Source organism: Phytohabitans aurantiacus, assembly GCF_027923225.1.
Classification (GTDB): domain Bacteria; phylum Actinomycetota; class Actinomycetes; order Mycobacteriales; family Micromonosporaceae; genus Phytohabitans; species Phytohabitans aurantiacus.
The window spans coordinates 1-13,325 of record NZ_BSDI01000019.1 but is presented as its reverse complement, the minus strand read 5'-3'; the positions used below and the strand labels follow the sequence as shown (position 1 = coordinate 13,325).

Below are 13,325 nucleotides of genomic sequence, written 5' to 3'. Positions count from 1 at the left end.
AACATGTTGATCGCGGTGGCATCGGTCAAAGGATCACCAGGGGCGACCACGCTCGCGCTCGGAATGGCCGCGCTGTGGCCGCGGCCGGGCGCGGTATTGGTCGAGTGCGACGCGGCCGGAGGGGACCTGGCGGTCCGGTTCGGCCACCACCCGGACCATCCAGACGGTCCGGGCCTGTCCGGGCTAGCCGCCGCGACCCTGCCGGCTGCCCCCCAACCGCAGCCACCGGCCAGCACGCCGCCCGGCCCGATACAGCCGGCCACGGCGGGCGGGTTGCTGGCGGGGTTCGCGCAGCGGCTGTCGGTCGGGGCGGATGTCGTGCTGGCCGCGCCGGGGCCGGCCGCGGCCGCGGCCGTGCGCACCCTCACCGAGCACGGGATCACGACGTTGCGCCAGGCGGCGGCAACCCGGACCGTGGTGTTGGACGTGGGACGCCTCGACGCCGCCAGCCCGAGCCTGCCGCTGGCCGCGGCAGCGGACCATCTGCTGTTGGTGGCCCGCCCGGAACCGGCCGAGCAACATCAGGTCGGCGCCCGTCTGGCCTGGCTGCAGTCGCTGCTATCGGGCCGGCTGTGGCTTGCACCGGCCGGTGACGGGCGGCTCCCGGCGGCGGAACTCACCAGCACGTTCGATGTCCCGGTAATCGGTGTGCTGCCGCACCACCGGTGGGCGGCTGCGGCGCTGACCGGCCGGATGCGGGTGCCGAACTGGCGGCGCCTGTCCCTGGGCACGGCGATCGGTCAGATCGCCGTACGGCTGGCCGATCTGGAACCGATCCCGGACCTGGGCACGGTGCCACACCCACCTGTCGTAGCACCGGTCATCACCGCACCCCGCACCCGCACAGCCGACCGCAGACCCGGCGGCAGCGGTGGCGTCGAAGGTGGCAGCGCTGATGGCGACGATGGGCGGCCGAGGGAGAAGCGATGAGTATCCGAGCGTTGCCGCCCGTGCCGGGCTGGAAGTTCTCCCCGCACCAGGATGTGATCGACCAGCTGCGCGGTCAGGCCGCCACCCGACTGTCCACCACCGCCACGTCAGGCGCTCAGCGGGACGCCGCCGTACACCGTGTGGTCACCGAACTGCTGGACGAGCACGCCCGTACCAGCCTGGCCGCCGGGCGGATGCCTTTGGACCCGCCGGTTGAGGCCCAGGTCGCCGCTGCGATCCGCGACGCGTTCTCCGGCCTGGGTCCGCTGGCCAATCTGCTCGCGGACAAAAAGGTGACCAATATTTTCCTCAACGGCCCGGCGGTGTGGGTGACCTACCTGGATGGCACCAAAAAGCGGGTGCCGCCGCTGTTCTCCTCCAAAGGCGAACTGGTCGACCGGATCAGGGACATCGCCGCGCGGGCCGGCACCGACGAACGCCGCTTCGACCGTGGCGTGCCCCGCGTCTCGGTACGACTGCCGGACGGCTCACGCCTGTTCGCCACCCTGCTCTCACGCGAGCCTGCGGTGGCGATCCGACGCCACACCCTGCTCGACGTCGACCTGGACATCCTCACCCGCCAACACGCCGTCATGCACCCGACGGTCACACGCCTGCTGCATGCGATGGTCCGCGCACGCAAAAATGTGGTCATCTGCGGCGGCCCCGCCACCGGCAAGACCACCTTTCTGCGCGCCTGCGCCAAGGCGATCCCGCCGTGGGAACGGCTGGTGACCATCGAGGACACCGACGAACTCGCACTCGACCTGGACCCGGCCCATCCGGACTGCGTCGCCCTGCAGGCCCGCGAACCCAACGTCGAGGGCGAGGGCGGCATCGACCTGGCCGAGTTGGTGCGGTGGGGGCTGCGCATGTCCCCGGACCGGGTCATCCTCGGCGAGGCCCGCGGCGGCGAGGTCGTCCCGATGCTCAACTGCATGTCCCAAGGCACCAACGGCTCCATGACCACCATCCACACCTCCACCTCGGCGCAGGCCTTCACCAAGTTGATGACCTACGCCGCCCAGTCAGCCGAGCGCCTGCCGTTCGAGGCCACCGCGCCGCTGATCGGCACCGCCGTCCACTTCGTGATCCACCTCGCCTGGTCCACCGACGGGGTTCGCGTGGTCTCCTCCGTCCGAGAGGTCGTCGATGCCGACCACACGCAGGTGATCTCCAACGAGATCCTGCGGCCCGGCGGCGACCGGCGGGCCACCCCGGCCGCGCCACTGCGCCCGGACACGCTCGACGAACTGGCCGTCGCCGGGTTCGACCCCGACCTGCTGGCCGGGTGGTGACCGGGATGCCCGCGCTATTCGCGATCGTCGGCGCCGCCATCGGCGGCTCCATCCTGCTGCTTTGGGCTGGGCTGCGACCAGGCCCCGCCGACCGGCGTCGCCGAGCAGGGCTGAGGATGCCGGCGCCGGGCACCGTCCTGCGCGGCGCCGGGGCCTTTACCGCCGCCGCGTTGGCCGGGGCGGGCACCGGCTGGCCGGTCGCCGCCATCCTCGCCGGCGTCGCCGGATGGACGCTGCCCGGCGTCCTCGGCCCCGACCACGCACACCAGCGCACGATCGCCCGGATCGACGCGATCGCCGGCTGGGCCGAGGACCTGGCCGGCACCCTACGTTCCGCCGCCGGCCTGGAACAGGCCATCACGCAGACCGCCCGAGTCGCACCGGCACCGATCCGTGTCCAGGTGGCGGCGCTGGCCGCCGCCCCGGCCGCCGGCATCCGCCTGCCACAAGCGTTGGCGGCGTTCGCGGACGAGCTGGCCGACCCCACCGCCGACCTGGTGACCGCGGTACTCATCCACGCCTCCCAGTACCAAGCCCGGGACGTCGCCGCCAGCCTCGCAGGCGTCGGCCACACCGCCCGCCGGCACGCCGCCGCCCGGGTCCGGATCGCCACCAGCAGAGCCCGCACCCGCACCGCCACCCGCATCGTCGTCACGGTCGTCCTCACCTGCGCCGCGGGACTGTTCGTGTTCGCCCGCGACTTCCTGGCCCCCTACGGCAGCCCGCTCGGGCAACTCATCCTCGCGATCCTCGGCGCCGCGTTCGGCGGCTGTCTGCTGTGGATGATCCGTATCGCCCGGGTGCCGGATCTTCCCCGCATCCTCACCGGAGCCGACACCCGCACCCACCTTCAGGAGGTGGCCAGGTGACCGTATTCGTACTTGTTGGCGCCGGCCTCGGCGCGGCGATCACGTTCCTGGGTTGGACGCTGGCACCCGCCCAGCCCACCCTCGCGCACACCCTCGCCGTGCTGCGCCACCCACCACCGGCCCCGGTAAGAGACCGGCGCGCCCGTATCACCGGTGCCGTCGCCGGGCCGCTGCACCGCATCGGCCTGCCCCGACCACGGACACAACAAGACCTCACCGTCCTGGACCGGGACCCCGCCACCCACCTGGCCGCCCAAGCCGCGCTCGCCGGCCTCGGCCTGCTCACCCCAGCCGCCACCGTGGCAGGCCTGCACCTGATGGGTGCCAGCATCGGCTGGACCACCCCACTGTGGCTGGGCTTGCTACTGGCCGCCGGCGGCTACCTGATCGCCGAAACCGGCGTCCGCGAAGACGCCGAACACCGCCGGCAGCTGATGCGCCACACCCTCGCGGCGCTGCTGGATGTCATCCCGCCCGCGCTCGCCTCCGGAGCCGGCATCGAACACGCCCTCCACGACAGCACCCGCATCGCCACCGGATGGGCCGCCGGGCGCATCCGCGACACCCTCGCCACCGCACGCCTGACCCGCCAACCAGCCTGGCAAGCCCTGCGAGAACTCGGCCAAACCACCGGGGTGCCCGAACTCACCCAGCTCGCCGGAAGCCTGCAACTGGCCGCCGGCGAAGGCACCCGCATCCGGCAAGCGCTCACCGACCGCGGCCAAGCCCTGTCCCACCGCCTGACCGCGGACCTGGAAGCCCAAGCCGAAGCCGCCACCGAACGCATGTCCATCCCCCTGATGGCGTTGACCAGCTGCTTCCTGCTCCTGCTCATCTACCCCGCCATCGCCGCCTTCCACACCTGACCGACAAACACACAGCCCGCCATCCACGCCCACAACCCAACAAACACGAAGGGGGAGCCGTGACGACCACGATCAGAACCGTCCACGCCACCTGCGCCGCCGTGCTTCGCCGCCGGATCCGAACCCGCCACCGACCTTCGGGCACAGACCGGGACACCGGTAGCCACGCCGTCGAGTACGCCCTGGGAATCGGCCTGGGCGCCGCCACCATCCTCGCTCTGTTCGCCGCCTACAAATCCGGCGTCGCCGCGCTGATCGAGAGCTGGATCTTCAAGTAGCCCGGCAGGTCCCCGGCGGTCAAGCCCCCGAACCATCGACACACCTCTCAGCTCAACCGGTGCGCGGAAGGGAGAAACCGGAATGCTCCACATCAGACGCCAGACGTCCGCACCGGGGCGACGGGCCGGAACAGGATGCGCGGACGGCGGCTCCACCGCTGTCGAGCTTGCCGTCAGCGCACCGATCCTCATCGGACTGATCCTGCTGCTCGTCCAAGCCTTCTTCTGGGGCGTGGGAAGCCTCGCCGCCCGATCCGCCGCCGACCACGCCGCCCAAACCACCCGTGTGATCGCAGGCAGCCCCGCATCGGGTCAGGCCGCCGGCGCCGACGTGCTCACACAACTCGGCGGTCAGCTCATCGACGAACCCACCATCGCCGTGCACCGGGGGACGCAAACCACGACCGTCACCGTCACCGGCACCGCCCACGGGCTACCCCTGCCGATCCACGTGACCGTGCGCGTGCCCACCGAAAAAGCACCGACAGGCCCGTCATGACCGACCCACGCCCCCAGCCCTCCAACCGTCCCCGAGCCCGGAGCGGAACACGTTGGCCGTCCTTCCACCCAGCTAGCCAGCACCGCTGGAGTCGGCGACCTGATCGCGGTGCGGTCGCGGTCGAGATGGCGCTCGGCATACCCATGCTCGCGATCGTGGTCCTGCTGGCCACGTTCTCATACACCGCGGCCCGCGCCCGCCTCGATGTGCGCGCCGTCGCTGCGGCGGCAGCCCGTGCCGCGTCCCAATCCCGTACCCCCGCACAGGCACAGACCGCAGCCGCGACCACTGCGAACGCGAACCTGGCGGGCCGCTGCGCGACCTACCAGGTGCAGGTCGACACCAGCACCTTCGGCCGCGGCGGGTCCGTAACCGTCACCGTCTCCTGCACCGTCTCCGTACCCGCCCTCAACGGCCTCGGCCTACCCGGGACGACCACCCAGACCGCCACCGCCACCAGCCCCGTCGACCTCTACCGCAGCAGAAATCTCGGGTTCGAGATATCTGAAGCACCTTCGGCCGCGAACCTGAGCACGGGTGGTGTGTTATGAGCGCAGCGTTGAGCTTGGGTTCGGTAACCGCGATCGTGGTGCGACGTCGCAAGCCTTGGACGGCCGCCCGCTGTCAGCGGGCGTGGTCGGCAGCCTCCAACAATGCGCCAGCGGTGAGGATCGCGTCGAAAAGTCCAGTCGGCGGCATGATGAGGTGGACGCCGGGCATCGCCAGTTCGATTAGCGCTTCCTTCACGAGCACCGCGATCAGCTCCTCCATGGCGGCCACGAACCGATCGGCAAACGTGCGTCGTTCCTTCTTGCCGCCGGCCGGGTCCTGGTCGGTGAGGCTATCGGGAAGGAACGCGTACGGGTCCTCCCGATACGCGCGCCACCGGTTTCTTTCGGTGATGTCACTGGCGATGGTGTTCGCGAGAACGGTGGCGACTCGTATCCGGATCCTCTTGGCCGCGTCCTGCCGGTCCTTTTCGTCCGCGCTCGCGACAAGCTTCTCGAACTGCTCCTTGATGAACTCGCGATCGTCCCCGCGCATGTGCTCGCGTGCGGCGTCGAGGATCGACGGTGCACCGGCCCGATGGTGCGGTGGAACCGACGGCCCGTCGACGGAGGGACGCCTCTGGTCGCGGGAAGGCTCAGGGGCGTCCGGAGGCTTGACGTCGGCGACCAGAGGTTTGTCGTCGATATCGGCATCCGGGTGGCCATCTGGGATCTTGCGGTCGTCTTCGCTTGACCGGTCGCTGAAGTTCACTGGTTCTGTATGCGGCTGGCGGTCGACCTCGGCGTCAGCAGGGGGAAGATCGGGAAGATCCGGTATATCGCAGTCTTGTGCTATCACGGCGTCGTATCTGTTATCGGCGTCTGCCGCATCGTCGTCTGTGGTGATGGCCGACAGGTCAGTAACGAAACGGAGTGTCGACCCCTCGCCGGATCCTTGGGCGGGAGGACTCTTCCGGTCGCCTGGTTCCTGCGCTTCAGTGGCCTCCATCCCGGTTTCAGGAGGCGAAACCGTCGGGGCCGCGGCCTCGTTTGACGCGGCGGCTTTGTCGGTGGGTTGCCCGACAACGGGCGTGAGTGGGGGCGCGGGACTTGCCTGCCTGACGAACTCGGCCGTGACGGGGGATGCCGTTGACGTGGGCTCGGCAGGAACCGACCGGGTGGGCGGCGTGTCGGCTCCCATGGTCCGGATGACGTCGTTGATCCGGTCGACTATCTCGTCCGGCGGATCGTCGGGGGTGTGGTTTCCGGGTCCGGGGGGATGCATATCGGCCGTCTCCGTTCGGCGTTGGCCCCTTCGACGGTATCGCCGGCCGTCAACACCAGCGGGCGTGGCGCGTCCAACGAGCGAACCACCGCCAAGCCCACGACAACCCCACTGCACGAATGTCCCGCCGGCACGTCCACAAGCGACAACGAATCGAGGATCCCGACGACTCGTCCGTACTCTTCGCGTGAGAAGAGACCGGTGATGACCTGGACCTCTAACAGCTCAATGCGAATCGGACGGTTCGGAACTCGCAAGCGTTCTCAGGGTCTTTCTTGGGTTCCGAGTTGCCGAAACACCCGCCGCGGCAATCACGCGTGCCGATGGTGCGTGATGAAAGCAGTGCTGTGCTCGGCTTCCGGACCGTGGACCATGACGGGAGCCTGCCGCCGCCGACGCTCACGGCTGGCGGACGCGGATCGCGGTGGGGCCAGCATCCAGATTCTCTACATCGCCATCATCGGGCTGCTGTTCACCGCCGCGCTGCACGGCGGCGGGACCGTGTTGGCAGCCCGCAGCCATGGCTACGGCCTCGCGCAGTCCGCCGCCCGCGCGGGCGCCCAACAGATCGACGTGGCCACCTATCGCGCCACCGGTGAACTACGGCTAGATCCGACCCTGGCCGCGCAGGCCGCTATCCGGTTTCTCGCCGAGGCCGGCGCCACCGGCGTCATCAACCGCATCACGGCCGCCGAGATCACTGTTACCGCGATCAGCAGGCAACCTACCCCGGCACTGCGGACCTTAGGCCACCCGACGGTGACCGTCACCGCGACCGCGACCGCCGCCATTACCCCGCAGCCCTGACCACGCCGGCGAAAGGAGAACCGCCTAATGATGCTGATGTATCGGCTTGGTCGGCTCGGCGTGCGCGTCAGCAGCGCCGTGGTTCTACTTGCGACAGTCGTGGGCATCCCCGCCGGCCTGGTCTGCTTCGTCGGCTGGCCGCTACCCACCGATCCACCCACCACGTGGGAAGAGTTCTCCGCGATCCTGACCGGGAGTGTCCCCGACACCGCCGTCCTCGGGCTGCTCGCCCTAGCGCTGTGGCTGACCTGGGCCGCCTTCTGCCACGCGCTGGTCATCGAGTTGGCAGCCGCCCACCGGGGCAAGCCGGCGCGACAAAGCCGGCTGATCTCCCCGATGCAGGCCTTGGCCGCACTCCTGCTCGCCGGCCTAGCCGCCAGCCCCGCAGCCGCGTCCGCCGCTGTCATCGCGCCGGCACCGGCCCTCGCCCCGCATGTCGCCGGACCGGCCGGGGCCTTGCAGACCGGCCAGGCGGCGGCCCCCGTTGCCGCCTGGCCCCCCGAGCTGCACCCAGCACGGTTCGCCGACGCCACGCCCAGGACACAGCCGGCGGCTCCCGCCGCCGCAGCGGCCAGCGGTGACACCATGCCCTCCGCCATGCCCACCAATGTGCCTGCTGCATTGCCCCGGTTCGCGCTCGCAGCACGCGCCGGGCCGATGACGGTCACCGCCGCCGGCACCACGTACACCGTGATCGTGCAGCGGGGCGACACCCTGTGGGACCTCGCGCAGGCATGGCTGGGTGACCCTCACCGGTGGCCGGAGATCTACCAGCTCAACGCCGACCGCTACGACGCAAACGGCCGCGTCCACCACGGTGAGGGCCGTATGCAAGGCGGCGACCACATCGAACCAACCTGGCAGCTGATCCTGCCCGACGATGCGACGCCACCCACCACCGCGAAACCGGACACGTTCATCCCGCCCGCCACCGCCAAGCCACCCGCCAACACCACCCCGACGTCGCCGCCGGCCACCCCACCGCCCGCTACACCCTCGACCACGGCACTCCCGTCCGCCCCAGCAACCGCGGAACCCACCGCAGTCTCGGGCGATGACGGTGTGGTCGGCGACCGGCCGGGCCAGGTGGGCCCCTCGGCCACCGCCACACCGCAGGCCAGCAGCAGCGCCATCACCAGCCCGTCGGCGACTGCGACACCCGACTTCGCACCTTCACAATCGGGTCGGTCGGCACCGCCGGGGGTGTCGCTGACCGGCGACAGTTGGGTCGACCTCGGCCTGGCGCTGGCCATCGCGGCCGCTGCCACCCTGGTGTGGCGGCTGCGTCGCCGCCGCTATACACCCCGCCCGCCCAGCGCACACGCCCGGCTCGACGACCCCGACCTGGCGCCGCTGCCGCAGGTGGTGACCAGAGTGCGGCGTGGCCTACGCACCCCCGCCCCGAACACCGACAACAGCCCGCACCACCGTCCCGACCAGACCCACCAGCTCGAACACACCCTCGACCAAGACATGCACACCGACGACGTGCCCGACGACCAGCTACCCGACGACACCGACGAACCAGAGCAGACCAGCCCACCGCCACTGAACTTGCCCGCACTGGGCAACCCGATGCTCGCCGCGTGGCCACCAGCCGGGCTGGGACTGACCGGGCCCGGCGCCGAGGCGGCAGCACGCGGGTTCCTCGCCACCGCGCTAGCCGCCGGCGGCGTCAACGACCCACACGCACGCGCCAGCGTGGTTCTACCCGCCGCCACCCTGGCCACCCTGCTCGGCGCCGCCGCCGTCCACGCGCCAGAAACACCCCGGCTCACCGTCACAGGGGACCTGACCGAAGCCCTGGAAATATTGGAGGAACAGACCCTGCACCGCACGCGCCTGACATACGGACACGAGGTCGACACCATCGCGCATTTGCGCGACGCCGACCCGGACGAAGAGCCACTGCCACCGATCCTGCTGCTCGGCGACGCCCCCGCCCCCCACGAACGCGCCCGGATCGCCGCGCTGCTCGTCCAAGGACAGCGGCTGGACATTCACGGGGTCCTGCTCGGCCCTTGGCCCGACGGCGGCACCGTCAACGTGGCCGGCGACGGCACCACCACCCCCGCCGACGGAGAAAAGGGGCGGCACGGCAGCCACCCCGCCGACGTTGGCCGCCTCACCGTCATCACAGCAGCCGAGGCGGCCGCCCTTCTGCCCACCCTTGCCGAATCCCACACCGGCCTGCCTCAGCCGCAGCCACCCGCCCAGCCACAGCCCCATACCCTTGCCGCTACGGCCCAGCCCGCTATCGCCCAGGCCGCGCCCCGCGACCGCGACCACAACGAACCCGCCGCCGGTGTCGCGTGCGCCCCAGAGCCCACGCAAGCCGCGACCCTCGACCAGCTCGCTGCCGCTACATCGGCCTCGCACACGCCTGAGGCCTCTACGGTCGGGGCGCGAACGATCAGCCCGGACACGGTGGCATCGGCAGGCTTGCGGACCGACGGGCAGGATGGTCAGGACCTGGACGACGGCGAAGCCGCCGACGGACCGGGCGTCGTCGCGGTGCGGGTCCTCGGCCAGCCCGCCATCGTCGGCGCCGATCCCGATCAGCCGCTGCGCGCCAAAGCCATGGAACTGCTGGTATACCTGATCGCCCGCAACGGCGGCGCCACCGTCGATGCCATGAAAGAGGACCTGGTGCCGGACGCCACCGTCTCCAAGGCACCCAACCGCATCCACACCTACGTCTACGCCCTGCGCCAAGCCCTACGCCGCACCGGCGGACGAGCCTCCTACATCACCCACCCGCCCCACCGGTACCTGCTCAACCGCGACACCCTAGACGTGGACCTGTGGTGCATGCGAGATGCGTTGACCGCAGCGGAAACCGTCACCGGCGACGCCCGGATCGCCGCGCTGCGCCAAGCGGTAGCCGCCTACCACGGCCCGCTCGCCGACGGCACCCAATACGAATGGGCCGAACCCTACCGGGAGGCCGTGCGCCTGCAGGCTCTCGACGCCTACCTCGCGCTCGCCGAGGCGCTGCGCGAGCAACCGGACGAGGCACTCGCGGTGCTGGACGCCGCCATCGGCCACAGCCCGTACGCGGAACAGCTGTACCAGGCGGCAATGCGCACACACGCGGACCACGACGACGGCGACGCGATCGCCGCCCGACTCGCCGAGCTGACCCGCCGCTTGGAAGAGATCGACGCCGAACCCACCGACGAAACCAGCGAACTGGCCGCCGCACTCATCAACGACGTGCGTCACCGCGTGCGCCGGCGCCCAGGCGCCGCCGCATGAGCGCGGTAACCCTGCCCGCCGCCAACCGGGTGTGGCGAGCCGCGCGACCGACCGAAACATCGGCCACCGTCCGCGCTCTCAAACGCATCCGGTGGGCGGTCCGGGCCACCCTGGTCCTCGGTGTGGCCGCCTCCGTGGCTGCGAACGTCCTGCACGCCCAACCACACCTGATCAGCCAGGCCATCGCCGCCTGGCCGCCGGTGGCGCTGCTACTCACTGTCGAGCTGATCTCCCGCGTCCCGATCCACCGTAAACCGCTGGCCGCCACGCGGCTGATCGCCACCACCGCCATCGCCGGCATCGCCGCCTGGGTCTCCTACTGGCACATGGTCGGTGTCGCATCCCGCTACGGCGAGACCGGCCTATCGGCCTATCTACTACCTGTTTCAGTGGACGGTCTTATCGTCGTCGCCAGCATCAGCCTGGTCGAGTTGTCCGCGCGGCTGCAACTGGCCCAACCCACGTCGTCAGCGGCACGACCCGCACCCCCGGCGGTACACACGGCGCCGCCACCCGTCGAACACGAGGCGGCGACGTCACCTGCCAACCCGCCCGACACATCCACGACTGCAGGACCGGCCGCCGAAACGTTGATCGGCGACCCACCAGCGGCAGCTCCGGCCGATCACGCGCCGCACGACCAACCCGAGCCCGCAGGCCACCTCAACACGGCTGCCCACAACGACCCCGACGGCGCACAGGGGTCCTCCGATGCTGGCAGCGACCACGAACCACATCGCGGCGACGACGACGGCGACGATGCCCGGCAGCGGCGACGCCGCGGCGCCACCAGGAAGGCCGTCATCGACGCCTACCAGCAAGACCCGACCCAGCACCCGACCACCATCGCGGAGATTGTCGGCACTTCCGAACGCACGGTGCGCCGCTACCTGGACGAGTTCCGCGCCAGCCCCAGCAAGGACTCGCCCAACGGCACCAACGGCGCGCAGCACGCCCACAACGGCAACACTCAGTAGTCTAAAGACGCGGCTTGCGCCCGCCGGACGGCCAGAGATCCAATCCGTCACTTGTTGGCGGGCAGGACATGCTCCGGAAATCCTTGCCCGACAAAGCAAAAAAGACCTGCGGTTCTTACTCTCGCCGAACAGCGCCCGCCCACCTGCAGGGGCCGAGTGCCGACCCCCAGTCTTTGGCCGACACCTCCGACACTGGTTGGCAGCGATGCGCTATGCAGCGATCTGACTCAACTGCACCTCGCCGAGCTACTTGACTAGGTCGCGACGGCACAGGGCTCCCTGGCGAGCCGGGGAGCCCTGTCGACGCCGAGCCGGCCGAGGAGCCAGACGCTGAGACGGAGCCGGAAGGCAACATCCAGGTCGCCCACGCCTGCGGCAACAGGGCCGGACCCGGATCGTAGCGGCCGCGTCGGGGTACTCGCTGGAGTGCAGAGCTAAGTACGACTGACCTTGCATAGCCTGGCCTGGCGCACAGGGCCATTCGTGTCGATGGATCATGCTTGTCGTGACAGCTGCAGATCTGCACGAAAGGCCCTTCAAGTGACCTGATCAAGGCATGGTTCAAGTTCGTGGCGTGCGAGGACTGGTTGGCCTGGCTGGTCGACATGTCGTTCGGCGGAGCTGCGAACCAGGCGGTGCGCGCCGAGGCGGCGAACCCGCCGTCGGATCTGCCGGGTCAGGCTGGGGGCAGAAATGGGCCTTGGAGCAGATGCTCGACCGCGATCGGGCCGTCGTAGTGACGGCAGGTGCACGGCACGAACCTCACGCCGACGCGACGGCCGGACTCGGTGTAGACGTCGCGCGGCACCTGCGCGTTGCAGGCCTTGGTGTCGAGGTGGTGGTGTGCGTAAGTGTGGTCGCAGCTGCAGATCGCTTTGGACGGCGGGGAAGCGCGGCGCCGGAGGTGACCGGCGAGGTAGCCGACGGCGAGTAGCGCCGCGCCGGTGGCCAAGCTGACAGGTTCGAACACGATCGGGTGCCTCCGTTCTGTTTGCGTCGGCGCGCAGCCCGCAGGCGCGGGCAACACGACGACGCACACGCAGGGTTGGCTTCATCGGTGAGCACCGGTGGGGCGTCGGGATTGGCAGTTGCGAATGCAACGACGGCATGGCCGTGTTCGCAAGTCGTTCTCGTCGGCGCGAGGTCTACGTCCATCGGACGACCTCCGGCCGCTCTCGCGACCGCCTTAGCCACGCCGTTGAGCAGTGCCCGTGCGATGCCGGGATCCGGTCCCGCCAATGATGAGCTCGGGGCGTCCGTGGGCGGTGAGGCCGATGGTGTAAGCAAAGGAGGGTTCCCGGGCGTTGTCGGTGGGGTACATGGCGGTGACCGTCCACCCGTGCCGGTTGACCAGTTCTTGGCGGCGTCGCAGGAAGTTGTTTGTTCCAACCATGGGTCAGAGCCTCGATTCCGTCGAGTGTCTCATGAGTTGAAAACCGCTTTCCGGACCGGCGGATATGCGGCCCGTGAAGGTGCGGTGGCTATGGTCGCGGTGCTTCATCGACTGTGTCGGTTCCTGCGGATTCCGGCTGCTCGCCTGGTGGCTCGACTTCGATAAATCCCCACAGCCGGCCGATGATCTGCAGCGCCTGAGTGGTGTACTGGTCGGCGAAGCCGCGGCAGATCGCGGGTTGCGCGTCTACTGGTGGAGAACACCTATTCGAAGGCTGCGCTATTCGTCACGCGGCGCCGGCGGCGAGGTCCGGGCGAACAACGCTGGCGATCTCCTCGGCGATCTCATGGATCGTGAACTGAGCGGTGCTGCGAGCG

Annotated in this window: 14 protein-coding genes; 11 read left to right on the top strand and 3 right to left on the bottom strand. The window is 70.0% G+C overall.

Annotated elements, in window-relative coordinates:
* Positions 1 to 3: 3 nt before the first annotated feature.
* From QMG73_RS20565 to QMG73_RS20535, 7 genes are all read left to right on the top strand, one after another.
* Positions 4 to 930 carry a hypothetical protein gene (locus QMG73_RS20565; RefSeq protein WP_281898042.1) on the top strand — a complete coding sequence of 309 codons (927 nt, stop codon included), beginning with the start codon at positions 4 to 6 and terminating at the stop codon, positions 928 to 930.
* Positions 927 to 2,228, top strand: coding sequence for a CpaF family protein (locus QMG73_RS20560; RefSeq protein ID WP_281898040.1), 1,302 nt, complete (start codon positions 927 to 929; stop codon positions 2,226 to 2,228). Before QMG73_RS20565 ends, QMG73_RS20560 begins: the two co-directional genes overlap by 4 nt.
* Positions 2,229 to 2,233: 5 nt before the next feature.
* Positions 2,234 to 3,097 (top strand): type II secretion system F family protein, encoded by an 864-nt coding sequence (locus tag QMG73_RS20555; RefSeq protein WP_281898038.1) that lies wholly within the window; start codon positions 2,234 to 2,236, stop codon positions 3,095 to 3,097.
* The gene (locus QMG73_RS20550; protein WP_281898036.1) at positions 3,094 to 3,963 is read left to right on the top strand and encodes a type II secretion system F family protein; all 870 of its coding nucleotides are present in this window, start codon (positions 3,094 to 3,096) and stop codon (positions 3,961 to 3,963) included. Before QMG73_RS20555 ends, QMG73_RS20550 begins: the two co-directional genes overlap by 4 nt.
* 59 nt (positions 3,964 to 4,022) lie before the next feature.
* Positions 4,023 to 4,241: a hypothetical protein gene (locus QMG73_RS20545; protein ID WP_281898034.1), complete on the top strand. Its 219-nt coding sequence runs from the start codon at positions 4,023 to 4,025 to the stop codon at positions 4,239 to 4,241.
* An 82-nt stretch (positions 4,242 to 4,323) separates the two neighbouring features.
* Positions 4,324 to 4,740, top strand: a complete 417-nt coding sequence (locus QMG73_RS20540; protein ID WP_281898032.1) for a TadE/TadG family type IV pilus assembly protein — start codon at positions 4,324 to 4,326, stop codon at positions 4,738 to 4,740.
* 125 nt (positions 4,741 to 4,865) lie between these two features.
* Complete coding sequence (locus QMG73_RS20535; RefSeq protein ID WP_281898031.1) at positions 4,866 to 5,291, top strand: TadE family protein; 426 nt, start codon at positions 4,866 to 4,868, stop codon at positions 5,289 to 5,291.
* Between the two features lie 73 nt (positions 5,292 to 5,364).
* Here the strand turns inward: QMG73_RS20535 and QMG73_RS20530 are convergent, their stop codons facing one another.
* The gene (locus QMG73_RS20530; RefSeq protein WP_281898030.1) at positions 5,365 to 6,513 is read right to left on the bottom strand and encodes a hypothetical protein; all 1,149 of its coding nucleotides are present in this window, start codon (positions 6,511 to 6,513) and stop codon (positions 5,365 to 5,367) included.
* 333 nt (positions 6,514 to 6,846) lie between these two features.
* On the opposite strand from QMG73_RS20530, the gene QMG73_RS20525 reads away from it, so the two are divergent.
* Genes QMG73_RS20525 through QMG73_RS20515 form a run of 3 tightly spaced genes read left to right on the top strand, consistent with a single transcriptional unit; the run spans position 6,847 to position 11,555 of the window.
* Positions 6,847 to 7,320 (top strand): hypothetical protein, encoded by a 474-nt coding sequence (locus QMG73_RS20525; RefSeq protein ID WP_281898029.1) that lies wholly within the window; start codon positions 6,847 to 6,849, stop codon positions 7,318 to 7,320.
* 27 nt (positions 7,321 to 7,347) lie between these two features.
* Positions 7,348 to 10,578 (top strand): hypothetical protein, encoded by a 3,231-nt coding sequence (locus tag QMG73_RS20520; protein WP_281898027.1) that lies wholly within the window; start codon positions 7,348 to 7,350, stop codon positions 10,576 to 10,578.
* Positions 10,575 to 11,555, top strand: coding sequence for a DUF2637 domain-containing protein (locus tag QMG73_RS20515; protein WP_281898025.1), 981 nt, complete (start codon positions 10,575 to 10,577; stop codon positions 11,553 to 11,555). The genes QMG73_RS20520 and QMG73_RS20515 overlap by 4 nt, the downstream gene beginning before the upstream one ends.
* Before the next feature lie 676 nt (positions 11,556 to 12,231).
* Here QMG73_RS20515 and QMG73_RS20510 read toward each other — a convergent pair.
* On the bottom strand, positions 12,232 to 12,525 hold the full coding sequence (locus QMG73_RS20510; RefSeq protein WP_281898022.1) for a hypothetical protein: 294 nt from the start codon (positions 12,523 to 12,525) through the stop codon (positions 12,232 to 12,234).
* A gap of 216 nt (positions 12,526 to 12,741) precedes the next feature.
* Positions 12,742 to 12,948 carry a DUF4262 domain-containing protein gene (locus tag QMG73_RS46410; RefSeq protein ID WP_407676830.1) on the bottom strand — a complete coding sequence of 69 codons (207 nt, stop codon included), beginning with the start codon at positions 12,946 to 12,948 and terminating at the stop codon, positions 12,742 to 12,744.
* A 73-nt stretch (positions 12,949 to 13,021) separates the two neighbouring features.
* Between QMG73_RS46410 and QMG73_RS20505 the strand changes: the two genes are divergently transcribed.
* Positions 13,022 to 13,325: hypothetical protein (locus QMG73_RS20505; RefSeq protein ID WP_281898020.1), on the top strand; the 304-nt coding region annotated here is incomplete at its 3' end.